We start from the raw sequence: 23,915 nt of genomic DNA, 5'->3' as shown, positions 1-23,915 counted from the left end.
TGACTCACAATGAACATCCTCTCCCACGGACACAAGATCCGTACAAATAGGGTGTCCACTAAACGAGGGTAACCTCAGTATATCCGGCACACCTGTCAGAATCAAGGCTTGACTGTTAAGGCACGCTCTCCATCTCTGCGCCCTGAAGGCCCTCCACAAAGCTCTGGAACCTACGCGGCTCCAGGCGACAACGTTCCGGTAGCAGGCTCGTCGTGCGATTATTCTAAGTAGGAAAACGCCAAGCCGACACGGCTTTTAGCCGCATGCCGTCTTATAGACTAGTTCCGACGCATAAGGAACACGCACCATGACTGAACAGGAACGCCTCCGAGCGCTTGAGACTCGCGTTAGCGAATTGGAATCCCAGGTAGCCCAGCTGCTGGAGGCCCTCGGTGATACTCCCTCGCGCCCTAGTCCCGCAGACATGGCGCCGACGGCTAACATTAATTCCGAAAAGCGCTCACCGGATGAGAAAATTGCGCTCTTCATGGACTACTTCTCGGGGAGGACAGATGTCTACGCAGTAGCCAAAAACTCTGCGGAGAAGAAGGCATGGTACCCGGCTAGCAATGGCTACTATGACCGAAGAAACCCAGACCTGAAGCCCTTAACTCCGAAGGTGATCGAAGGGCATTTGCGCCGAGACAACCACTTCCACGTCGGGCTTTATCCACTGTGTACAGATGATAGCTGCCGGTTATTGTGCTGCGATTTTGATGATGACGACTTCAAACAAGCCGCCCGCGCCTACGCCGAAGAATGCAAGAACCAAGGCCTCGATCCACTCATAGAAGTTTCGCGCTCCGGAAACGGAGCTCATGTTTGGCTCTTTTTCGAGGAACCCATCCCTGCAAGCCTTGCCCGATCGGTTGGCATCGGACTTCTTGCCAAAGCTAGTCCGGATTCCTACTTCTCCAGTTTCGACCGCTTCTTTCCGTCACAAGACACGCTGCCGGCGAAAGGACGCGGTTTCGGTAACCTGATTGCCCTCCCGTTGGCTGGCCACCATCGATCCGAAGGCACAACAGTTTTCGTCGACTGCGAATTCCAGGCATTGTCCGACCAATTCGAGGCTCTTGCGGGGACGAAGAAGTCGACGCTCTCCGAACTCAAAAGAATTTACGCTGAGCTTCAGCCCGATCCTGAGACATCCCTTCCTCAAGCGCCCACCCGCGAAGCGCTGAAGAAGCTCAAGGCCTCCGGAAAGGTTCGTGTCACGCACGATTCACATGTCCACGTCGATTTGTCGAACGTCGACGCCACCACTCGCACAGCCCTGCGGCACTTAGGTGCGATTGCCAACCCGCAGTTCTACATCAAGCAAGCTCAGCGCTTCTCCACTTTCGGGACACCGCGGCTCATCGTTCGTTTTGATGAAAAAGACCAAATCCTCACGCTAGACCGCGGCACGCTCGATGACGTCCTCGATATCTTGAAGGCTGCCGGATATACCGTCACCCGCCGCAGCCGAACGCCCAAGCCTCGGCGCATCGATGCATCATTCGTCGGCGAACTACGTCCATACCAACAGTCCGCTGTCACACAAATGCTCAAGTACAAGTCTGGAATGCTTATAGCACCTCCGGGCACTGGAAAGACCGTCATGGCATGTGCAATCATCGCCCAGCGTTCAGTCCCCACTGCGGTGATCGTTCCATCGAGAGAACTTGCTACCCAATGGCGCCAAGCTCTCAAACAATTTCTCCCTGATGTTCACGTCGGACAATACTCGGGCGCCAAGAAGAAGCTCAGCGGCGTGGTAGACATTGTCACAGCCCAGTCCATTAGCCGTAATGATTCCAAGACTGATTTTCTCTCTGCCTATGGGCAGATCATCGTTGACGAATGCCACCGAGTCGGCGCTGCGGGCTTAACCAACGTCCTCGCACACCTCAATGTTCGTTTTATGCTCGGCATGACCGCCACCCCGTACCGCTCTGACGGCCTTGACAAGCTACTTCCCCTCATTTGTGGCCCTATCCGCCATACCGTCGAACTCGAACGCCCTGGGCGCCGCAACTATGTAGTCCACAACACGGAGTTCACTTACGATGCTCCTTACCTGTTCTGGCCCGACCTCGACTCGGCTCTGGCTGCGGACACGCGCCGCAACCAACTCATCGCCGATGTCATCGCACGAGCCGCGCAGGACGGGCACACTGTCCTCGTCCTGGTGAAAAGACGCGAACACCTCTCAGCTCTCCATGCTTTGCTTGCCGACGCCCCCTTCCCCGTCCTCCAGCTCCACGGCGGACAAAAGGCCACAGAACGGCAGGCCGTCCGTGAGCAGCTTGCTACAACACCGCATTTCGTCTTATTGGCCATGTCCCAGGTAGCGGGCGAAGGCATTGATCTTCCCGCGCTGGATACTCTTGTGCTGGCCGCCCCAGTAAGCTTTCGTGGCGTTGTCGTTCAGCAGGTCGGCCGAGTCACTCGCGATACCGAGGACAAAGAGAGCATCTCTGCCACCGTCCACGACTTTCTAGATCCCAACGTCCCTGCCCTTGCCACAGCCTTCAGAAAGAGAAGCTCCACCATTGCCAAGCAGGGGTTCACTCGCAACAACAGTTAGAACTGCCCCATGATTGACTGATTGCTACTAGATTAGGGGCTGTGCACAACTGAAATCATTGTGCGTTGCTCGGGGGAAAGGTTAAAAATGAGCAATGAAACAAGTACAGACGCCACGTTCCTTTGCAAAAGCGTCCCTTCTCAAATTCACAAATTGATAAGTTGGGGGAGTTCTATGTAGGAAAGCGCAGTACACCGCCCGATTGCCAAGAAGAAATCATCGCTTGGTACGAATGGATCAAAGACGAAACTACGAAGCTCGTTTCGTCTGCGGTTCAATCCATAGACGCTGACGGTCGAGGGCCTTTCGAGGCAGTACAATCTGCCCGAGTCAAGACTAGGTCATCCATCGCAGACAAATTAAACAGAGGATCCCGCTTATCGGCGATGCAAGACTTCGCCGGTGTTCGTTTCGATCTGGGCGCGACTCACTCTGTCCTGCTAGATATTGCCAAGGCTATCGAGGTTCTAGTCAAGAAAGTCAATGCCGAAGTAACCATCAAGGACTATCTCTCTAATCCCCAGCGAGGATACCGTGCGATGCATATATGGATTACCAGCAAACCTACCGGTCGCGTGGAGATTCAATTGCGTACCCAGCTCCAAGCCGAATGGGCGAATACATTTGAAAAACTGGCAGACCTTACCGGTCGACGAATTCGCTACGAAGATGACTACCGCCCAGCGAATCCGGACTTGCAATCTATTTGGGCAAACTTGCTCGAAATCTCGGACAGGTTCTACAACATAGAGACCGATCTGGAAGAGGGATACGAAGCAGCACAGAGCGGTTTGCAGTCAATAACTTCGACATCACGAGCTATCCCGGTGGACCCACGGGTACACAGAGAACGAGCCAAGTTCTACATGCGCATAGCGAACTATGAGTTAGAATTAGCAGACACTGCTGAAAACAACAATGACACCCTCAAAGCGCTGAGAAAACTACAAGACGCCCTTCCTAGCCTGCCAATCGAAAGCGAACAGATTAATGACTGATTTCATAATCACTTACAAACGTCGCTCAGGCGAGTCTTTCATCAAACAATTCTCGGACTCGACTCAAGCGCTTAAGGAACGCCTCCGCCGCGAAGCAGCAATCGACGATCCTGATATTGAGATCGCCCATATTTCAGCGCCTTCCCTGGAATCCTTGAAAAAGTCTCATTCCCGGTATTTCATGGGCAGCGTTGAGATAGAAGGCGACCAGGCGGACGCAGCCTAAAGCTCCACTCATGACGCCGCCTCCATGGGCGTGATTATTTCGACCTGCACTCTGCAGGTCGTATGCCAGAAAGCGGGCTTCGAATATTTGAGCCAGTCTTCGCTGCGCATGTCCGGCACACCTGTCAGAATCAAGACATGTCTGTTGAAGCACGTGCCCTATCGCTGCGGCGTTTGATGCGCGATTCCGCCGCGATCCGGCTCCTGGCCGCGGATAACGCGCCCGTGATTCTGGCGTTGATCGCGGAGTACTTCCCGCGTGGCACCAGGGCACGCCCGGCGGCGGAGGTGTATGAGCTCATGGTCACCGATTTCGAGGTGCTAGCCAGCGAATTTTCCATGCCCCGCACGCCGCAGAATTACTGCAATGACTGGGTCAAGGCTGGGTGGCTCATCAGAAAATCCGGAAAGAGCTCCCACGGCGAAACGCTCGAACCCAGCGAGGAGGCCCTGTCCGCGCTCGAAGCCATTGAGCGCTGGGAAGTGCCAGTGACCACGGTGACGGCGTCACGCGTGGAATCGATTAGCTCCGCGCTGCAAAGGCTAGCGCGGGATACGAACGAAGACATCGCCAGCCGCGTGGCCAGCTTGGAGGAAGAGCGCGACCGCATCGACCGTGAGATTGTGAAAGTCCGCCGCAGGCAGTTCGAAAGGCTCACTGCCACGGAAGCAGAAGAACGCGTCCAAGACGTGCTGAACATGGCCATGGCCGTGCCGAGCGATTTCGCCCGAGTGCGCCACGAGCTCGAGGCCCTCAACCACCAGCTGCGCCGTCAGCTTTTGGATCCAGAGGGCTATCGCGGCGAAGTGCTGGAGGAGATCTTCAACGGCGTGGACCACATTGCGGAGTCGGACGCCGGGCGCAGTTTCCGCGGCTTCTATTCCCTCTTGATGGATAGGGAGCGCAGCGCCTGGTTGGACCAGTGGATCACGGAGGTCCTCGACAGCGAGGCCGGACAGGCGCTGGCGTCGGACCGGAGGCAGCAGCTGCGCAGGCTTTTTCGCGATATGGAGGACACCAGCTTCGAGGTCAACCAGACCATGACGGGGCTGGCCCGCAGCCTGCGCAACTACGTTTCCTCCGAGCAGTTCGCGGAGGACCGGCGCATGATTGAACTACTGCGGGAAGCCCGCGGCATGGCTATCGATGCCGCGCAGAACTCCGAGCTCAAGGCCTTTCACCGGATGGAGACACCACTGCAGCGCATCGGTATGTCGATTCATTCCGTCTCCCGCATCCGCCTGGCCAACCCGGGACGGGAAGTCGTGGAGGAAACCCCGGTGGCATACCAACCGGACGCAGAAGACCCGCAAGCCTTGTATGAGCTGGTGCGCGAATCGGAGATTGACTTCGAGGAATTGCACGAGGCGATACGCTCAGCCGTCGCTCAATCCGGCCCCTGCACGATTGGCCAGGTGCTGCAAGCCCATCCCCCAACCCAGGGCCTTGCCAGCGTAGTGGGCTTAGTGCACATCGCCGACCAGCACCCAGTGCCCGTGCTGCGTCCATCGCGTGAGAAAGTCACGTGGACCGAGGAGGACGGCACCGTGCGCTCCGCCAACATCCCTACCCTGTATTTCGATCACACCACCGTTAAGGAGCTACAGTGACCGCCGCACACACTCCCCGCGTCGATTCCGCCCACGAGCCACCGCTGTGGGAACACGATAAAGGCTCGCTGACCTACCATTCGCGGCGCGCATTAGTGCAGCTCCTGCAGGGCCCGCTCATTCGCGCGCAGAAGGAACCGGTGCTGTGGGCCGCCATCATCTCGGATGAGGAGAACCTCCGCGCCCGGTTGCATGAGGTGTTCTTAGAACTCGTCGTGGACGAGACCGAAGGCTTCGCGTTTACCCGGATGGTGGAGGAAGAAACCTTAAGCATCCCGCAGGTGCTGCGCACGGATAAGCTCAAGCACATCGACACCGCCATCCTGCTGAATCTGCGCCAAGAGCTAGGGCTTGCATTGCCCGGCGAGCGGGTCATCGTGGACATCGAGGACCTCCGGGAGGGAATCGGTTACGTCCGCGCGGTGGACAACCGCGATGAAGCCGGTTTCAACCGCCGCTTCAACGCGGCCATCAAACGCATTCAGAACGACTACTCACTGCTGAGCGCTACCGAGACCGAAGGGCGCTTCGAGGTCTCACCGGTGCTACGCCAGCTTTTCGACGCCTCCACCGTCACCGCCATCCGCGACGAGTACGCCCGCCTAGCACAGGCCGATGAAGAGCAGGTAGACGAGGAAAAGGAGGAGGCTTCCGATGACTAGCCACACCAGCCTGTACCCCGGCCAATTCCGCATCAGCCGCATTCAGCTGATCAACTGGGGCACCTTCCACGGCTACTTTTCCATCCCGGTGGCGCGCAAAGGCTTTCTCATCACCGGCGGTTCGGGCTCCGGCAAGTCCACGCTGCTGGACGCGATGTCGGCAGTCTTGGTTCCACAGAGCCATCTGAAATTCAACGCGGCGTCGCAGCAGGACCTCGGCCGGCACAATGGGCGCAGCCTGGTCTCCTATGTGCGCGGTGCCTGGCGGCAGCAAGAAAACGCGCAGACCGGTGAAATCGCCCCCGAGTACCTGCGAGAAGGCGCTACCAACTCGGTGGTTGCTCTGACCTACGACAATGGCGCGGGCAAGAAGCACACGCTCATTGCTATCTTCCGCCTCAACGGCGGTGAGAACTCAGTAGGCCAGATCAAGAAGCTGTATGGGCTGGTGCCGGGTGATGAGGACGTCGATAAGCTCAGCCCCTTGCTCACCCGCAGTCTGGACACCCGCAAGATCAAAGCCCTATACAAGGGCCCCGGCGCGTCCTTTACGCCGACATATGCCACGTTTGCGGATCGCTTCCGCAAACGCCTCGGCATCAAGAACGTGGAGGGCCAGCTTCTACTCCACCGAACGCAGTCCGCGAAGTCGCTCTCCAGCCTGGATCAGCTCTTCCGGGACTACATGCTGGACAAGCCCTCGACCTTCTCCAGAGCGGAGGAGGCCGTGGAGCAATTTGAGGATCTGCGCCAGGCGTACCTGCGGGTCGAAGACGTCAAGGCCCAGATTGATACGCTCGCTCCCCTACCCCAGCTGCATGCCCAGCGCGCATCCGCGGAGGCAGATAAGCACAAAGCCGAGGCCATGAACGAGGCGCTGCCGGCCGTGCGCGCCCGCCTGGTGGCTGAAGAACTGGACTCCCGCATCCGTGCGCTGAGCGCCCAGCAGGTAGAAGCCCAATCCGAAGTGGAATCCCTCGAGGCTGACGTCGCACACCTCGATGATGCGGAGCGCCGCGCCGCGATGGCCGTCTCCCAACTCAGCGCCGGCGAGCTCGATGCCCTGCGCGCCAAGATGGAGACTGCCGACATAGAGATCGAGCACCGCTCCAAGGAGTTTCAGCGTCTTGCCGCTGCCGTGGGCGAGTGGACCGAACACTATGAGCTCAGCCCGCAAGGATTCGCAGAGCTGCAGGCCAACGCTAAGCTGCGCCTCTCCGACTTCGAGACCGACTCCGCCGATCTGACGGATCAGCAGCAGGAAGCCGGCGTGGCCGCCCGCGATGCGGCCACCGCCTGCGCCCGGCTCGATAGCGAGCTGCGCTCTTTTAGCTCGCGGCGCACCAACATCGACAAGGCTCTGGTGGAGCTGCGCTCCCAACTTGCCCGCGATACCGGCTACGCCGAATCCGAGCTTCCCTTCGCCGGCGAACTCATCGACATCAGCCCAAAGCAGGCGGACTGGGAGCCAGTCATCCAAAAGCTACTGCACGGCTTCGCCGCTACGCTGCTCGTGCCTGAGGACGCGCGGCAAGCCATTAACCAGTGGGTCAACTCCCGCAACGTGGGTACCCGTCTGGAATACCGCACCATCCCGGAGTTCACGTCGGCGCCAGCCTCCGCGCGCAGCCCGCGGCAGCTCATCCACAAGCTGGAATTCCAGGATCACCCCATGACGGCGTGGGTACGCCAACACATTTCCCACCGCTTCAACTATGAATGCGTGGAATCAGTAGCGGAACTAGACAATGTCACCCAAACTCCGGCCGTTACCCGCGATGGCCTGGAAAGCCGCCCCAAGGACAAGGACGGCTCCACGCGTTTTATCAAGGATGACCGCAAGCGCTTTTCCGGTACCGCATGGTACCGGGTGGGCTCCACCAATACCGCCAAGATTGAGCTACTGCGCTCCCAGTTGGCACAAGCCAAAGCCACCGCCAGCGCCACGGCCCGGCAGGTCCATAACCTCAACCGGAAGATGGACATCCTGCGCACCCAGCGCGATAAGGCTCAGCAGGTGCTGGACACGAAGTTCCAGGACATAGACACTGCCTCCGCGAAAGCCCGCAAGCAGGACCTGCAAGCGCAATTCGATTCCCTGGCATCCTCCCCGGAGGCCCAAGCCTTAGCCACCGCCCATCAGCACGCGAAGGAAAAACTGGAGGCTGCCCGCACCCGGCTCAACCAGGCACAGAAACACCTCGGTGACGTCGAAGGCGAGCTGAAGCGCTCGACCGAGCGCCGCTGCGTCATCGGTACCGTGCAGGAGATCGCCGACAAGGACATAGCGAAAGCCGTCGAAGAGGCCTTGCACAAGGGCAAGCGCACGCTGACCATCGATAACATCGATGCCCGACGCGATGAAGTCCAGGCTGACCTGCAGGACGCCGCCCGCGCAGCCACACGCCGCATCGAGGAGGCCAACGGCAAGATCGTCTCCGTCCTCCACGCCTACCTGTCCCAGTGGCCGGCAGAAGCCGCCGACCTGGAACCGCAGGCCAGCTTCGCCGGCGAAGGCATAGAGAAGCTGAAGTACCTACGAGCTGACCGCCTGGCAGACTTCCGCGCCCGCTTCCTGGAGCTGCTCAACGGCCAGACCATTCAGAACCTCTCCCACCTGGCCTCCTCCCTGCGCCATGCGCGCAGCGATATTGAAACGCGCATGGAATTCATCAACAAGTCCCTGGAGCGCTCGCCCTTCAACGGTGAGCGCACCCTGCGCATTGACGTCAAGGACGCCCGCGGCCAGGTGGTCCAAGACTTCCAGAGGGACCTGGATGCAGCTACCTCCCACAGCCTGGCCGAAATCAGCGAGGATGAGCACGATGCCGCCCTGCAGCGCTACCACGCCCTGGACAAGATTTTGAGCCGACTAGGCTCTAGCCACCCAGAGGATATCCGCTGGCGCAACGTGGTCTTGGATACCCGCCGCCACGTCAGCTTCATCGGCCGCGAGTGCTACCCCGACGGCACCACAGCCAATACCTATCAGGATTCCGCCTCGCTCTCCGGCGGCCAGGCGCAAAAGCTCGTCTTCTTCTGTCTGGCAGCGGCCCTGCGCTTCCGCCTGGCGGAGCCGGACCAGGACGTGCCCACCTATGGCTCCATCATCTTGGATGAGGCTTTTGACCGCGCCGATCCCACCTTTACCCGCACGGCCATGTCCGTCTTTGCTTCCTTTGGTTTCCACATGATTCTGGCCACGCCTTTCAAGCTCATCCAGACGCTCTCCCCCTACGTGGATGGCACCATCGTGGTCAATTACGACGAGCCCCTCATCAACGGCCGCCCGCAGGCACGCACGGGCTATTCGCTTATCGACGCCTCCACACTCTCCACCCCCGAACCCGAACAGCCCCGCCCCGAGGAGCCCGCCGATGCGGATGCCTAAAGACCTGCAGGTGCATGCGGAAAAGTACCTGCGCAACCACTTTGCCAAAGCGCTCGCCGAACCAGATTCGCTGCACCTGGCGTGGCCCCTGCACCCGCCTACAGCCGCGGCCGCCGCCCGCGATATCGGCACCACCCAAGACTTCATCCGCGCCTGGCAGCGCTGGCCGCACCAGGACGAAGTCATCTATGAAACTCGTAATTGGTCCCGCACGGGCCTAGGCGCCAACGATGTGCCCACCCGCGTAGTCCTCACCGGCGCTGAACGCATCGCCACCGCCGCGGGCTTGGAACGCGAGTACTCCACCGCCCGGCAGCGCGCCCAGGACATCGCCGCCGTCTTCCCGGACGCCCCGGACTTCACCCATGCCGTCCACCGCTCCTACAACCAGTGGAAGGATTTACGCGCCTATGAACTGCGCTGTCTGGGGCCGTGCCTGACCTGGCTGCGCGCAAACCCCCATTCCGGCGAGTGGGAGCGCGCCGTGCCGGTCGAAGGCGTGGACGGGAAATGGATTGGCAACCACCGCCGCCTGCTGCTGACGCTCCTCGCCCCCTTCGGTATCACGGACTTGGGCCTGCGCCGCAGCGACACCCGCCTGCGCCTGCGCTACCTCAACCACGCACCAGCACTCTCCGATATCGAAATCCCCCTCGCCAACGCTGCCGAGCTCTTCCCCGACACCCCGCCCCGGGTACTCATCGTGGAAAACAAGCAGACCTTCTTAGCCCTGCCCACGCTTGCCAACGCCTCCCCTCCCACCATCGCGCTCCTCGGCTCCGGCACCGCCGCCCACCAACTCCACGCACTCAGCTGGCTGCACCGCGCCGACATCACCTACTGGGGCGACCTCGATGCCGCCGGCTTTGCCATCCTCAACGCCGTGCGTGCCCACTTCCCCCACACGAAGTCACTGCTCATGGACACCGCCACCGTCACCGCATTCCAGCACCTGGCCGTCCCCGACCCCGGCGACGGCTCCGCCACCCTCACTCATCTCACCACCGAAGAGCAACGCGCCTACCGACTTCTCTTCACCGCGGGCCGGTTACGCATTGAGCAGGAGCGGATTCCGTTTGCGCATGCAAACACAGCAATTAGGAAAGCTTGCCCCTGACCATCAGACACCCTGAATCATATTGACTCAATTCTGATTCACGTGTTTAATCAAAGTCAACAAGGAGCACCACCATGAACATCCCCACTGACTTCGGCGAGCGCGTCCGTGCGCAGCGTCAGCTGCGCGGTCTCAGCCAGAGAGAGCTTGCCGCTATGACTGATGAACTTCTGTCCCAGCCCACCCTGGCCCGCCTTGAAAAAGGCACGGCCACCCCTACTCTCCACCACATCATGGCCCTCGCGTGGGCACTAGGCATCGATGCCGCTGAGCTTGTGGACGCCACCCCACTCTCTAAGCGCGTGCGCGTTGCAGCCCGTGGTCACGAAACCAAAGTTGAAGACGCTACACAAGCCCTTCTTCCGTATCTCCAGCTACGTGTGAACCTGGATAACGCACATGCCTAATTCACCAAGCCCTTCAAAACAAGGTGTTGAACTCGCTGCTCGTTTTCGCGCGAAGCACAAGCTAGGTGTGGGACCAGTCGATGACATCAACGATCTCATGAAGCTCGTTGATGCTGATTTCATTGTCCTCGACTTACCGGAAGACCTCGATGCACTGACGCTCCGCGATCCTGACTCGGGTGCTTTAACCGTGGGGATTGGCACAAGTAACAATCCTTTCCGCCAGCGTTTAACCATCGCGCACGAAATCGGGCACATCGTGGCCGAGGACATCACGGAGGATGGTGCTTCCCTGCAATGCGATAAGACCCTTCCCAACGAGACCCGCGCTAACACCTTCGCGCGCTGCGTCCTCTGTCCCGAGGAAGCGTTACGTGAAATACCTCAGTACGAAGATCCAGAAGAGCTTTTGTCCGTAGTTGTCCAACGCTTCCAGGTCTCCCCCTACGTAGCGGCAATCCAGCTCCATCAAGCAGGTCTCATCTCGAAAGACACTAAAGAGGAGCTAAAGAGTCGAACCGCCAAGAAGCTCGCCTCCCGCTTCGGATGGAAAGCCACGTACGACCACGCCTGCAAAATTGCGCAACTGCCACGAGCTTCCGAGAGACTCGTGGCCGATGCTTACAAGGCATACGCTCAGGGACTCATCGCACTGCCAACAGTAGCGTTCGCCGAGCAAGTAAGCCCCGAGGAAGTAGCAGACTCAATGTACGCCGCCCCGGATTCTGTCGGTAAAAACCTATCAGGTCAGCGCGATATTGAGGCCGACCTGGAAGACTTCTTCGCTAACGAGTAGGTTCACCGTGACTAGAAGGTTCATCTTCGCGGACACCAGCGTGTTGCTGAACTTCATCTGTGCCGGTGAGCAGGACCTTCTTCTCAAATTCGCGGGCAATGACGAACTCCACGTGCCTGCTGCGGTCAACAACGAGATGCACAGAAAGCTGAAGGACACCAGGTTTCAGAGTGGCTCCAAAACCTGGTCATCACTCATTGCGCATGGCCACGTGCACGTGCTTGACGACGACATGGATCGCCTCTTCAAGCACATCCGCCTATTCGCGGGTCCCCGATTCTCAATCCAAAGCGGAATGGCGAAGAACCTAGGCGAATACACCGCAATCGCTCACTGCCTGGCACTGCTTGAGGGGGATCCTTCAGTGCGTACCGCCATCATCATCGATGATGAAGAGGCCCAGGAGCTCGTACGCAAGCGACAGGCAGCTACGGTCTTCACCACTGAAGCCGTGCTTCTCCGCTGCGTGCAACTAGGCGTCCTTACCGACCGCGGCCAATCCCGCAAGGTGTGGGACAAGCTCTCAAAGTTCGACGTCCTTGCTCCTTTCGAGGAGACTCGTCTGAACAACCGCACGACCTACCGGGCGCGAAAGAAAACTAAATGACCCTCACCTGCCAGTAGCCCCGGTGAGGGTCAAGCAGCTGTACGTAATGTAGGGCTGCTTCTGCCCCTAACCATGCCTCATCTAGCCCTTTTCAATCAAGAGACGCAGTGCTTTCACCCCCAACGCCGCCTTCGATACTCAACCCGAACCGGAATCTCGTCAGGCTCTAATGGTCTGTCAGGCGTCTCGCGGATGGTATACGGCGTTATCTGCTCCGCAAGTAGTTCCTGCCGGTACATCTTGGCAATCTCTGGCTCATTCTTTTCGATATGCTCAATTAGCCGCTTAGCCAAGTCAAAAAGCCTTGTCCCCTCTCTTTCAGCCGCTATTTCCCGTTCGTACCTCCGTACTGCAGCAAAACCGCACCATTCACGCCAGAGTTCAAACATCGGCCGATAGTGCTCACAATAGACTTCCCATTCCCATCGCGCAGAAATAATTCCGTGATGCTCTCGGAGCTTAGATTTCCACTCCTTCTCTTCTTTTGCCACGACCTCAAGCACTTCATCAGGAGAGACTTCCGCGAATCTTTGCACAATGCGGACTCCACCCATGGGAGATATTTGCAGCCCTTCCTTGCAGGGGGCGGTTAGCACTCCCTCCAAAAGCACGTCCAATGGGGAATCTACTAGTTCTTCAAGAGCTTTCGGATCGGTGATTATGAAATCATCGCCGAATCCCAGTTCCATGGCTTCTCTTAGGCGGCAACTCTCAATCATGAAGCTTGCGGCTCTGTCTTCCTCTTCCCCACTTCGTTGCGTGTGAAGCCTCACCTGATAATTCACTAATTCATCAATCTCAGCGGCCTTCGCCCACGGTCCCTTAATTCGCGGCCGTGGGACCTTACGTATGGATCCGTCCTCAAGCTCTAGGGAGTACCGAAACGAGGCCTTCCCCGAAGGCTGAATGTCCACAACCCGAGCCTTTAAAGATTGTCCGACGATGGAATCGCTTTCTCTAAACGCAACTACGTCTCCAACCTCGACCTTGTCCATTTGCCATTCCTCGCTTCTCGACGCCAACTGAACACTGCCCTCTCAAAGTCTAGTGCTAATGCGTGTGGTCAGCGCCGTGCTTGCCGACGTCTCCCTCACCAATTCGACCACGCAATCCTAGGACACCGCACTTTTCTAGGACTACAGTTTCCGCTATGCACAGACTCTCTACTCTCACCCTCGCCGTCGCAACGGCATTCGCTCTCTCCGCATGCAGCGACAATGACCCGATGACGTCCGAGGCCCCAGACACCACCACCGAAGAAACAACAACGGCTGAAGAATCAGCTTCGGCAGACATCGTCGACAGCGCTTCAACCACCACCGAGGTAGACGAGGGCCCCTCCCCAACCCGCGCTGACGAGCAGCAGGAAGAAGAATCCAGCAAGCAGACCATCAACGCCAGCCAGGTCGGCGGCGACTGCGGCGTGACATCGGAGGGCGACACAATCTTCGCCGGCAGCGCTACCTCTTGTGAGTTTGCCGCAGCCATGTTTGGACCTGCCAAGAAGGCCAGCTACGCCCTCTACCAAGCAGACCCCACGGTCAATCCCCTCTACACCGCAAACATCACTGCCAAAAGCCCCGTTACCGGCGAAAGCTACCAGCTCACCTGTCAGATCGGCAGCGATCTAGCCGGCCTGAGTTGCCGCAAGCCCGACGACAACAATGTATTCGCCATCTTCACCTCAGCCGCCCACGACTGGCCGCAGCGCCTAAAGACTGCCGACTAGCTACCAAACTATTCCAGAATCAACGATGCCGTCTCCTCCGGCGGCACATCCTTCAGCTGCCGGCGCTTAACGGACCACGACGCCAGCCCCAGCACTATCCAGACCACCAGCGCGATGAGCGGAGCCGTTCCCAGCACGCCAGGCGAGCCCGGTACGAAGAGTAGCGCCAAGAACCCGATGGAAAGGATGCACCCGGCTAGCGCGAAGTACTCGTAGAACTTGTTGGGTGCAATCGGCTTGGACATTCCGGAGACCTGCCCGGTGCGCGCAATCTTCCAGGCACAGAAGCACGTATAGAAATACGCCACCGTGATGCCAGCACTGGACATATCGACGACCCACGTCAACGCCGCGCGCCCGAACCACGGGGTCACCAGGCACACCGCGCACACCAAGAGAATCGCATTGCGCGGTGCGCGCTCCTTGCCCTTCAGCTCACCCAAACGGCGCGGGACCAGGTTCGCCCGACCCAATGTAAACAGCACGCGGCTTGCCGCAGTGTAGAAACCATTGAGGCCCGTCAACACACCCGCGCTCACCGCAACGACCATGAGCACCAAGCCAGCTGGTCCCATTACCTCGCCAATAGCTGCTGCCGGTGGCCAGGCCTCCCCTTCGAAAGCATCGTGACGGGTTCCCACAGTGATGGAGGTTGCGAGCATCATCGCCATATAGATAACCGTCGCGACAGTAATCCCCCATAGCAGAAGCCCCAGCGCCTTCCGCGGAGAGAAATTGAACTCGCCCGCCAGCTGCGGAATGGAATCAAAGCCCACATAAGCCCACGGGGCAAAAGCGATGATGGTCGCCACCGCCGCAGCCGGCGGCACATCTACAGGAAAGGCGGGAGCAAGCTCCGGGCGCTCGGCGACGTAATAGATCACCATCGACGCCACAATAACCACCACCGCGAGGATCATGAGCACCACGGCGAAGAACTGGAAGCGGCCAGAGAGCGCTGCGCCCATCGAGTTCAGCCAAGCGAACACGATGATAAACAACGAGCAGATCGCTACTTCGGGGAGATAGATGGTCCACCCGGCGACGTCGTAAAGCGCACCTCGCATGACCAATTCAGGGAAGGTGACTCGGAAGACAAGCGTGACTGCGGAGGCATTCAGCGCCACCACGCACGAATACCCCAGCGTCAGCGCCCAGCCCGCGATGAACGCATGAGTGCGGCCGAGCGCCGCCATCGCAAACGCCACGCCACCGCCAGTCAACGGCAGCGCCCGGATGACAAAGCCATAACTCAGCCCGATAATGGCGATCATCAGCCCACCAATTGCAAAGCCAACGACCGTTCCCGCTAGCCCCGCCTTCTGCATCCAATCAAACGGCAGGATATAGGCACCCCAGCCAATCGCCGCGCCCAACGCCATGGCAAAGACCCACGAGGGCTTCATAGTTTTCCGCAGTGTCGCTTTCTCCGACATGTAGTTTCACTCCAGACAATTCACCTTGAGCGCCAGGACCTTGCGGACGATCCCAGCGCGCGTTTCTGGCAAGTCTAGAGATTGTTGATTAGGTGTGCTGCGGATCTAATAGTTTTGATGCAGCTTTTCGCGTCTAATTCGCTAAGCACAACCGATGTTACCCATCGCAGTGTTCTGTCACCAATCACTCGGACGCTCTACACCCTTGCCCCACCCCTAGGCGTTGGCCCAAGGGTCGTCGATTCCCAACCCCTCACGCACAGGCGCTTGACGACGCCCCCTCGTGTCATCCAAGTTCCCCCTCGCCCACTACCGGCAACTATTGCAACGTAACCTAAGAAATCACTATTCCACCCCGAAGGTTCGCTCATTCGCCCTTTCTCACATCGGGTCAAAATGCGTCCGGTAGGCGTTGTGGAAAGCTAGGAAAATCTATTTCCCACGACCGCGATATAATTAGGCAGCCCCGTTCTTTTGTTTGGAGAAAGTTTACAGTGGATACAAAGACCGAATTAGACAAGACACAAGAAAGCCTCACAGTCAAGGAATGGTCCATTCCATCGATTAGTGGGCAGCCGGTCCCGTTGTCAGCCAGACGGAAAAGCCCGACGTTGCTCTTAGGTTCGAATGGCTCGGGAAAATCAGCCCTACTCCTCTGGCTTCATGCGAACGGAGGCGAACTCCCTATCGTCAGAATAGTAGGCCACAGAAGAATTTGGTTAAAGACAAGTTCCCCAGTCTTAGATCCGAACAGTATTGGCATCCGACATTTGTCGAGATCCCGCGCCGAGCCGGAAACACGCATCTCGGCTAGTTTCGAAGACGATGAGATATCTCAAACGCTTGTCAAAATCCTAAATAATTTTCATGACGTAAACAACAGTATAGCTTCAGCTATCCGCAATATCAAAAACTCAGCCGTTCAAGCCTCTGAATCTCATTTCCAGAAACTTACGGGAATTTTCGATGCAGCCGGGCTCGACCTGCGCCTAGATTGGCACTCCAGCATTGGCATCTTTATAAATCGAGATACCGAAGGAGTAGATATAAAAGTCCCTATCAGGGATTTGTCGGATGGTGAGAAATCAGCCTTGCTACTTGGAGCAGAAATCATATCTCAACCGGCAGGAACAATTTTTCTAATTGACGAACCTGAGCGCCATCTTCACAAAAATATTACGTCGAAATTAGTTTTAGAACTAATAAAAGCGCGCCAAGACTGCGCATTTATCATTTCGAGTCATGACGAAAGGCTAGCCGAAGACTTCCTACACCTAGGATACACGTTGCTAGTCTCCTCCGGCGTGAAATGGGAGAATTCTTCCCCAGTTCGGTGGTCTTTGAAAAAGGTCGAAAAACCTCAGTTTGAAGCAATCCCGGAGTCCTCGCTCAGGGCTATTTTGGGGGGACGACAAAAAATAATCTTTGTCGAAGGCCAAGGAACCAGTTTAGATAAAAGGTTATACGAAGCCCTTTACCCTGGCTTTCGTGTGGTGCCCTCGGGAAGTTGCCGAAACGTCATCGCATCAACAAAAGGAATAGCCCACTCTAAAGATCATCACTGGCTTACTGCAATGGCCATTCTCGACAGAGACTCTCGAGATGAATTCCAGGTTGAACGCCTCCAATCGGAGTCGATACAGGTACTTTCCGTCGAAGAAGTTGAGTCCGTCCTTTACAGCAAAACCGCGGTGTATGAAATGTCACAAATCCTAGAGAAGAACTTCGGTTCTTCCGTAGGTTCTGCTATCAATCGGGTAGAGCTCAAACTTGAAAATCTGTTTTCAGATGAGACCGCTCTAACGAGATTGGCGAAGACCACTGCCGCAAAACAGTTTCACCACTCAGCTTTAGACAGCTTAACGAGCATATCGCTTTCAAACACTGATTCAGACGAAGTAACTCTTAAGCTGAGCAACCCTCTCCCGAAGGTGCTCGACAATTTGAACGCTCTTGTAGCTAACCAAGAGTGGTGGACGATTATCGAAAGCTACCCAGTCAGGGACCTCGGCGTGCCGAAGCAGATCTGCGACGCTTTATGCATCGATGAAGCCAGGTATGTGGGAGCGCTTTTGAAGCGAATTCAAGATTGTCAAGACTTCAAACTGAAAATTTTCCACATTGCCGGCTTAGACCCCAGCGCTTGTTCTCAATCGGGTTAAAGCAACACGTTTAAGGAATTTATTCGCACCGACGCCGCTTTTCCAGTTCTATGGCTCACCCTAGAGTTTCGTGGCTCTTTCGGTTTCGGAGTGTGCAGCGGCGTGTAACCGGCCCTTCCGGTTTCCGTAGGCGGAATTGGTTGGGAGCAACTATACCGGCCGAAATTAAAGGGTTCGGGCTAGATGCGCCGCTTCAAAGGGCATTCAGGTTTTGCTCGCTACCGAAAAGCGGGACATTTAGTCTAATCCCCCTACCCCAGCTGCGGCCGGTACTTCTCCATAATCGCCTCAATGTCTTTGAACAGAGCTGGGCCGTACTTCGGGTGGCGTAGCCCAAACTCCACGCTCGCTGGAATGAAGCCAGCTGGGTTACCCAAGTCGTGGCGAATGCCGTCGTGCACAACAACGTGGACTGGATGGCCCTCGGATATGAGCAAGTCGATGGCGTCAGTAAGCTGCAGCTCTCCGCCCTTGCCCGGTTCGATGCGGCGAAGCGCATCAAAAATTGCGCGGTCCAGTAGGTAGCGTCCAGTAGCCACCAGATTAGACGGTGCATCCTCCACTGCTGGCTTCTCCACCATGCCGACAACCTTCTTGACGCTATCCTCATCAGTGTTCTCGATATCGAACACGCCGTAATTCGACACGTGCGCGGGGTCCACTTCCACCGCCAGCAAAACTGAACCGCCATGTTCCTGACGCACGCGGATCATCTCACCCATGGCGGCGGTGGGCTCAATGACGTCATCGGGAAGCATGACAGCAAAGTATTCTTCATCGTCATCGAGCACGGTCTCCGCCAAGCCAACAGCATGGCCCAGGCCCAATGGTCTGTCCTGCACAACCGCTACCGGTTGAATAATCTTCGAAGCACGCTCCACCTTCGCAGCCTGCTCATCCTTACCACGGGCGCGAAGAATCTCCACAAGCTGGGGGAACTCATCAAAGTGCCGCATAACCTCGTCTTTGCTAGGCGAGGTCACAATAGCCAGCCGTGTAGCGCCTGCGCCTGCAGCCTCCCCGGCAATCATCTCAATGCCAGGAGTGTCCACGACTGGAAGCAATTCCTTCGGGACGGTCTTCGTTGCAGGCAGGAAGCGAGTACCCATACCCGCTGCGGGGACAACAACAGTGCGGACGGACGTGGAATTAGCCATATGTGAATATTAGAGGACGACGTTCCATTCTCGGGCTTGACATGGCACGACGATGTTTCCTCTTGAACGGCCGAGCTTTGCTGTGACTCCCTTTCAAAGATACCGATTGAAACTAAACCAGCCTACAGCAACTTGAAATAATCGACGGACCATGGCTCAAATGCCCTCTCATCACCTCATTTTGGATACACTGTGCGCATGAAAACCATTGAATTTCGCCTGTTGGAAAGAAATCCAGAGTTAGTCCGCTTCGATGTCATCGAAAGCAAAGATGGGGGAAAAACTGAATTAAAAGACCTATATTTTCAGTTCTCGGAGCCCATCTTGTATGGCCACGATGATCTGGCGCTCGCCTGGGCCTCCCTTTGCGGCCAACAATATGACCAAATCGTTTTCCCATCCGCTATTTCAGAAAAAGTGCACCGAACCATCAAATCGTTTACGCGCTCTGAGCTAATAGGTGAAATTGGTCAGGACCAACCTAGAGCATCGCGCTCAGGCCATATGCTCAGCTTTTCTGGCGGGTTGGACTCCATGGCCTGCTTGGCACTTCTACCAGAGGACACCAAGTTGGTTTCGATTGATTTCGGTGGTCATTTTGATCGCGAGCGGAAATTCTTCCAAGAGTTTGATCCGCTCATTGTATCCACCAATTGCCGTGACACTCATCTGACTGATAACTCCTGGGCATTCATGTGTATAGGAGCTCTCCTCACTTCGAGTCACTTCAATTCTAAATATCATACGTTCGGCTCGATTTTCGCAAGCAATATGGGAAATCCGCCTGTGCCCGGCACGTTCTCCTTGCTGTCAGCCAGTGGCTACCAAGGCGCTGACCTAATAAAGGGGCTGAGTGAAGTTGCGACAACAAAGATCGTCCTTCAAGCTTTTTCACCATCTACGATACAAAAGGCATTCGATTCCCTTGCCGGGCCAAACGATAATAAACGACTGCGCAAAGCAGCCTTAATCCGTGCAGTCTCAAAAACTGAAGGTCTACCAAACCCGTTACCGGAAACGACCCCACTTCCGGAACGGAAGCTAAAATTTGGCCGCTACTTTGCGGATGATTTTCTCTCCTTTTACATCGCACAATCCGATCCCGAAGCCCTCGGAACGTTCGAGAACATGCCTACTGACGTTGGAAACGCAATAAACGAGCTTGATCTAACTTTCATGGCTAGACTCAATACCGATTTCTGCGAACACTTACCGAAGTCTCTCCTACCCAACCTGTATGCGCGAACCGCAGACTTCGGCATCCTGCCCTACCGCAGCAACGACTGGGCAAGTCTCCAGCAGATTAAGGAAATACTAAAACCCATTCACTCAGGCGTAGTTTAGGAGTCCGTCCCGGTTAAAAAGACCCATACTCCTTCCCAAGCGTCACCAAACCAATCCTTCAACGCCAGTTACCTTGTACGGAAGGTACGTTACAAAAAGCGATTTTTGACTAGTCGGTGCAGGAATCATGACCACCTGTTGCCTTCTCATCGAATTGTCCCATTTTCCAATCACCTCACCCCGTGCCGCCGCAGACTAATTTTCAGAATCGCCTCATTCGTATGCACAAAGGAACTCTCATGCGCCGACCATCCCGCACCGGCAAAGCTCTCGTAGCCCTTGTCCTCACCGCTTCTCTTGCCACCGCGCAGGTTTCCGCACCTGCGCCTGCTCAAGCACAGCAGTTCCCGTCCTTCTCTGCGTCTTCGCTTCCCCAATTCAACGAAGAACAGGTACGTCAAGCGATCACCGCACTAGTAGCACTTGCCGCAGGCATCGGCGGTTTGGCGCTCCTCGCTGGTATCCTTCCAGGGGTCGGTTCTTCCCAAGGCTCTACGCCCACTTCCACGCCGACGGCGAAGCCAACTCCTTCCACGCAGCCAAGCACAACTGCTGCGCCAACGACCAGCACAGAGCCCACCACTACCTCAGCTAAGCCGACCACGGGTACTGCCCCTGCTCCGACCACTTCCGTGGAGCCTTCGCCTGGATACGCGCAGCACGTTGCTGGCATCAAGGACCGACTCGCCAATAGCGAGGATAAGTCACCTCTCTGGGCATGGACCGCCCCTCGTGGCCCACAACTGAACCTCCCCACCCATGAGGGCAGCGGCCAAGCGACTCACCCCTCTGTTCTCTATTTTGAGAACGGTTGGAATGGTTGGAAGTACTGGATGGCTATGACGCCATACCCAGCCAGCGATGAAGGCGCTGAAGACCCCAACGTCGTCGTATCTAACGACGGCTGGACCTGGCAGGCTCCAGACGGACTCGACAACCCTATCGATGACCAGTTGGGCAAGCCCAACCCGCACAACTCCGATACTCAGCTCATCATGGCCCCCAGCGGCGAGATGTACCTGACATGGCGCATGGTGGACCGTCCTAATGGCAAGACCAACCGGATTTTCCTGGTCAAATCGACCGATGGCGTGCACTGGTCGGAAAAGGAAGAAATCTGGTCGGGTGAGCCACAATTCATGTCTCAAGCCCTCACCTGGACTGGCGAAAACTGGCGCCTCTACGGCGTCGCCAACCACACCGGTGTTCCTAATCGAATCATCTACTTTGAAAGCGACGATTTGAAGACGTGGTCTGCTCCTCGGTACCCCTCCATCGACCCCTACGTGTCCAATGGTGAACGCTGGTGGCACATTGATGTTCAGCGCTACAACGGTGAGTACATTGGCCTCGTGCACATTATCCCGAGCGAAACTGTCCAGAGGGGCAACCTGTACCTGCTTCGCTCCAAAGACGGCATCAATTGGAAGCGCTCAGACACCCCGATCATCTCCCATGAGGAATCCGGCTACCCCAACCTCTACAAGTCCGCCCTCGTCCCGCACGGCAGCGGCGATGACCTCACCTTCGAGTTGTACTACTCGGGTTTCAGCGAAGGCCGTGCGGATTGGCGCATCAACCGTACCGTCGCAGAACGCGTCAGCGCGGAGTAAGGCCTCCGTCGGTGTATCCCCGCTCGACCGGCACCGAGAGCGCCCGCACTCTCTGTGCCTGGATGTCGTACTCGAATAGATAGGTCTGCGGCCCACGAACGATACGTAGCACCCTCGTGCCTGGCCCGCTGTCCTTGAAGGTGTACTCCACCTTCTCCTCTGGCCCAGCCACCACAACTGCGGTGAGCAACCCAAAGTCTCGGCTGGCACGTCCAAAGCCCACAGTCCACGTGTCCGTAGGTTGCTCATTGCGGAATACAATGCCACGAAGCCCTCCACAGTCTCCCCGTGCCATATTCACGTCGGTGTGCTCGAAGTAGGAAGAACCTTCAATCCCGTAACGGATGAAGACCAACTGTGTTCCGTCAACCACTGAGCGGAACCGGACGGTTTCATACTGCGATCCCACGTACTCAAACTCAGGTGCCACATTCCAGCGCTGCTCTGCGTACTCCACCTTCGGCGTAGGCTCCAAACTGTCCGCAATTACAAAAGGGCCACAGTCCGCGAAGCAGGCGCTACGTTTCCATTTCAATCCCTCCCACGCAGTGTCTTCCAAATCGAATGCAGACCACGTCTCTTCAACCTGGTGACTCACCAACCGTGAAGCCTCGTCGGGGTTATGCTCCTTTCCCCGCACCATAAGAACATTGTGTGCTTGCCGGCTCTGCGCGTAATCACGCATCTGCCCCCGCGCATAACCCGGGTGGCCAGCATCCACAATGACGTTCCTGCCGCGGTCCCAAAACGTCAGCGACAAATGGTCAAAATGACCATGTATGTCACGGGCGGGCCCAAAGCGCAGGGAATAGAAGCTCTCCGTGTTTTGTGCCCGGAGTTGCCCAAAACCTGAGCGCCCAAATACATACCCTGCGTCGTAAACCTTGACTCGTGGAATCTCCACGCCAGTCGCGCCATTCGATAGTGCAAATTCCACTGGCCCTCCGCGCACGAACTCAGGACGCCGAGGCATTGAGTCACCAATTTCAACGAATGTGCCACCTGGGGTCAATGAGTGCGCAATGAATTCTTCGAGCGGCTCCTTCTTCGCGCGCAGCGCATCTGCGCCCGGTGCCCCAAACAGCTCAAGGGCATCAACGGCGGTCTGGCGCAGCCTTTCAATATAATTCGCGTACTCCGGCGCTTGTTCATTAATGGCGCCTTCCTCGTCGATCATTACTTCAAGACAAGCTTTTGCGCGCTCTGCACCGGTGGTAAGCATCGACTCATCGCTCAGCCTGTCCCCCACCACCATCAATGCCAGTGCCTGGGTGAGCCCATGATTCCAGTAGCCATCAAAATGCTCCAGCAGCCACTTTCCGTGATACTCGATGGCCTCATGCAGCCATTCATCTTCAGGGAAAATTTCACTAAGCGCGCTGAGCGACGCTGCCCTAATCGCCACCGCATGCCCACCCCAAACGTATTCATCGTCTTTCCACTCAGGCGTTACGTGGTTCATCTCCCACCAATTCCACGCCACCGCCCATACAAACTCTGCGCCGGCTGAGACTTCCTCTGTCCACTCCGACTCAGGAAGCCCCGCCGCACGGTCCACTATGAAGTCGATCCAGTTCAGTGAGTGCAAGTAGAAACGCACTGTCGGGTGCAATCGCTGTGCCTCGATCTGGGGCCAGAACGCCTCTTCAGGCTCAAAGAAAACCGCCGGATAAGCGTGGATCACAATCATCCCGCTTAACACGCGCGATACCTTGTTGATACGCCCTAAGCCGCCAGAAATCACGACGGGCCTGCCCCTACCAGTATTAGAGTAGAGAGACATAAAGATTCCTTTCAAATTGAAGACGGCGGCAAGATCTAAATTACGGGCCTTGTACCAATGGTCACTCGAAAGCGCTGCACGATTAGATTTCAGACATCAATAAAGTGAGGCCCAGAGTTCCTGAATGTCAGTTTTCCTGCATCACTACCACCTTGCGTACTAATAAGCTCACCAAGGACGCCTATTGGAGGATTTGCTACCGCGAATCCGCGTAGTTGGCACTGGGTCTCCGAGATTCAGGTACTGTAAAGGGTTGCTTTCATAGTTGATGTCGGCAGTATCGCAATTCGGTGGTGTTACCTCAG

General features: G+C 56.9%; 18 protein-coding genes. 14 read left to right on the top strand and 4 right to left on the bottom strand.

Annotated features, from left to right (window positions below; all coding sequences use genetic code 11):
* The first annotated feature begins 307 nt into the window (after nt 1–307).
* The 10 genes from QP922_RS02895 to QP922_RS02850 all read left to right on the top strand — a co-directional run bounded on the left by QP922_RS02895 (nt 308) and on the right by QP922_RS02850 (nt 12,386).
* On the top strand, nt 308–2,572 hold the full coding sequence (locus tag QP922_RS02895; RefSeq protein WP_284807836.1) for a DEAD/DEAH box helicase: 2,265 nt from the start codon (nt 308–310) through the stop codon (nt 2,570–2,572).
* Between the two features lie 122 nt (nt 2,573–2,694).
* Nucleotides 2,695–3,570, top strand: a complete 876-nt coding sequence (locus tag QP922_RS02890) for a RelA/SpoT-related domain-containing protein (RefSeq protein ID WP_350309347.1) — start codon at nt 2,695–2,697, stop codon at nt 3,568–3,570.
* The gene (locus QP922_RS02885; protein ID WP_284807835.1) at nt 3,563–3,796 is read left to right on the top strand and encodes a hypothetical protein; all 234 of its coding nucleotides are present in this window, start codon (nt 3,563–3,565) and stop codon (nt 3,794–3,796) included. Before QP922_RS02890 ends, QP922_RS02885 begins: the two co-directional genes overlap by 8 nt.
* Before the next feature lie 137 nt (nt 3,797–3,933).
* Nucleotides 3,934–5,406 (top strand): DUF3375 domain-containing protein, encoded by a 1,473-nt coding sequence (locus QP922_RS02880; RefSeq protein ID WP_284807834.1) that lies wholly within the window; start codon nt 3,934–3,936, stop codon nt 5,404–5,406.
* Nucleotides 5,403–6,068, top strand: coding sequence for a DUF4194 domain-containing protein (locus tag QP922_RS02875; RefSeq protein ID WP_284807833.1), 666 nt, complete (start codon nt 5,403–5,405; stop codon nt 6,066–6,068). Before QP922_RS02880 ends, QP922_RS02875 begins: the two co-directional genes overlap by 4 nt.
* On the top strand, nt 6,061–9,459 hold the full coding sequence (locus QP922_RS02870; RefSeq protein ID WP_284807832.1) for an ATP-binding protein: 3,399 nt from the start codon (nt 6,061–6,063) through the stop codon (nt 9,457–9,459). The genes QP922_RS02875 and QP922_RS02870 overlap by 8 nt, the downstream gene beginning before the upstream one ends.
* The gene (locus QP922_RS02865; RefSeq protein ID WP_284807831.1) at nt 9,452–10,576 is read left to right on the top strand and encodes a DUF3322 domain-containing protein; all 1,125 of its coding nucleotides are present in this window, start codon (nt 9,452–9,454) and stop codon (nt 10,574–10,576) included. Before QP922_RS02870 ends, QP922_RS02865 begins: the two co-directional genes overlap by 8 nt.
* A gap of 74 nt (nt 10,577–10,650) precedes the next feature.
* Nucleotides 10,651–10,983: a helix-turn-helix domain-containing protein gene (locus QP922_RS02860; RefSeq protein ID WP_284807830.1), complete on the top strand. Its 333-nt coding sequence runs from the start codon at nt 10,651–10,653 to the stop codon at nt 10,981–10,983.
* Nucleotides 10,976–11,779 (top strand): ImmA/IrrE family metallo-endopeptidase, encoded by an 804-nt coding sequence (locus QP922_RS02855; protein ID WP_284807829.1) that lies wholly within the window; start codon nt 10,976–10,978, stop codon nt 11,777–11,779. Before QP922_RS02860 ends, QP922_RS02855 begins: the two co-directional genes overlap by 8 nt.
* Nucleotides 11,780–11,786: 7 nt before the next feature.
* Nucleotides 11,787–12,386, top strand: a complete 600-nt coding sequence (locus tag QP922_RS02850) for a PIN domain-containing protein (RefSeq protein ID WP_284807828.1) — start codon at nt 11,787–11,789, stop codon at nt 12,384–12,386.
* A gap of 113 nt (nt 12,387–12,499) precedes the next feature.
* Here QP922_RS02850 and QP922_RS02845 read toward each other — a convergent pair whose 3' ends face one another.
* Nucleotides 12,500–13,381, bottom strand: a complete 882-nt coding sequence (locus QP922_RS02845) for a hypothetical protein (RefSeq protein WP_284807827.1) — start codon at nt 13,379–13,381, stop codon at nt 12,500–12,502.
* Between the two features lie 155 nt (nt 13,382–13,536).
* Between QP922_RS02845 and QP922_RS02840 the strand changes: the two genes are divergently transcribed.
* A complete protein-coding gene (locus QP922_RS02840; protein ID WP_284807826.1) occupies nt 13,537–14,115 on the top strand; it encodes a hypothetical protein in 579 nt (192 codons plus the stop codon).
* An 8-nt stretch (nt 14,116–14,123) separates the two neighbouring features.
* Here QP922_RS02840 and QP922_RS02835 read toward each other — a convergent pair whose 3' ends face one another.
* Nucleotides 14,124–15,521, bottom strand: coding sequence for an APC family permease (locus QP922_RS02835; protein WP_284807825.1), 1,398 nt, complete (start codon nt 15,519–15,521; stop codon nt 14,124–14,126).
* Nucleotides 15,522–16,045: 524 nt separating this feature from the next.
* Here QP922_RS02835 and QP922_RS02830 point away from each other — a divergent pair.
* Complete coding sequence (locus QP922_RS02830; protein WP_284807824.1) at nt 16,046–17,713, top strand: AAA family ATPase; 1,668 nt, start codon at nt 16,046–16,048, stop codon at nt 17,711–17,713.
* A 251-nt stretch (nt 17,714–17,964) separates the two neighbouring features.
* Here the strand turns inward: QP922_RS02830 and QP922_RS02825 are convergent, their stop codons facing one another.
* A complete protein-coding gene (locus QP922_RS02825) occupies nt 17,965–18,870 on the bottom strand; it encodes a UTP--glucose-1-phosphate uridylyltransferase (RefSeq protein WP_284807823.1) in 906 nt (301 codons plus the stop codon).
* Between the two features lie 198 nt (nt 18,871–19,068).
* On the opposite strand from QP922_RS02825, the gene QP922_RS02820 reads away from it, so the two are divergent.
* Complete coding sequence (locus QP922_RS02820) at nt 19,069–20,214, top strand: hypothetical protein (protein ID WP_284807822.1); 1,146 nt, start codon at nt 19,069–19,071, stop codon at nt 20,212–20,214.
* Nucleotides 20,215–20,453: 239 nt separating this feature from the next.
* Entirely contained in the window at nt 20,454–21,827 is a 1,374-nt protein-coding gene (locus QP922_RS02815; RefSeq protein WP_284807821.1) for a hypothetical protein, read from the top strand.
* Here QP922_RS02815 and QP922_RS02810 read toward each other — a convergent pair.
* Entirely contained in the window at nt 21,814–23,610 is a 1,797-nt protein-coding gene (locus QP922_RS02810) for a heparinase II/III domain-containing protein (RefSeq protein WP_284807820.1), read from the bottom strand. The two genes, QP922_RS02815 and QP922_RS02810, sit on opposite strands and share 14 nt — an antisense overlap.
* Nucleotides 23,611–23,915 lie beyond the last annotated feature (305 nt).

It is taken from the genome of Corynebacterium sp. MSK218 (genome assembly GCF_030232655.1).
In the GTDB taxonomy this organism is placed as follows: Bacteria; Actinomycetota; Actinomycetes; order Mycobacteriales; family Mycobacteriaceae; genus Corynebacterium.
Note: the sequence above shows the minus strand (reverse complement) of the source record. Positions and strands in the feature narration are given on the sequence as shown.

Coding starts and splice junctions, on each gene's coding strand:
- QP922_RS02895 (WP_284807836.1), top strand. CDS start 308: ATGACTGAACAGGAACGCCTCCGAGCGCTTGAGACTCGCGTTAGCGAA.
- QP922_RS02885 (WP_284807835.1), top strand. CDS start 3,563: ATGACTGATTTCATAATCACTTACAAACGTCGCTCAGGCGAGTCTTTC.
- QP922_RS02880 (WP_284807834.1), top strand. CDS start 3,934: ATGTCTGTTGAAGCACGTGCCCTATCGCTGCGGCGTTTGATGCGCGAT.
- QP922_RS02870 (WP_284807832.1), top strand. CDS start 6,061: ATGACTAGCCACACCAGCCTGTACCCCGGCCAATTCCGCATCAGCCGC.
- QP922_RS02865 (WP_284807831.1), top strand. CDS start 9,452: ATGCCTAAAGACCTGCAGGTGCATGCGGAAAAGTACCTGCGCAACCAC.
- QP922_RS02860 (WP_284807830.1), top strand. CDS start 10,651: ATGAACATCCCCACTGACTTCGGCGAGCGCGTCCGTGCGCAGCGTCAG.
- QP922_RS02855 (WP_284807829.1), top strand. CDS start 10,976: ATGCCTAATTCACCAAGCCCTTCAAAACAAGGTGTTGAACTCGCTGCT.
- QP922_RS02845 (WP_284807827.1), bottom strand. CDS start 13,381: ATGGACAAGGTCGAGGTTGGAGACGTAGTTGCGTTTAGAGAAAGCGAT.
- QP922_RS02840 (WP_284807826.1), top strand. CDS start 13,537: ATGCACAGACTCTCTACTCTCACCCTCGCCGTCGCAACGGCATTCGCT.
- QP922_RS02835 (WP_284807825.1), bottom strand. CDS start 15,521: ATGAAGCCCTCGTGGGTCTTTGCCATGGCGTTGGGCGCGGCGATTGGC.
- QP922_RS02825 (WP_284807823.1), bottom strand. CDS start 18,870: ATGGCTAATTCCACGTCCGTCCGCACTGTTGTTGTCCCCGCAGCGGGT.
- QP922_RS02820 (WP_284807822.1), top strand. CDS start 19,069: ATGAAAACCATTGAATTTCGCCTGTTGGAAAGAAATCCAGAGTTAGTC.
- QP922_RS02815 (WP_284807821.1), top strand. CDS start 20,454: ATGCGCCGACCATCCCGCACCGGCAAAGCTCTCGTAGCCCTTGTCCTC.
- QP922_RS02810 (WP_284807820.1), bottom strand. CDS start 23,610: ATGTCTCTCTACTCTAATACTGGTAGGGGCAGGCCCGTCGTGATTTCT.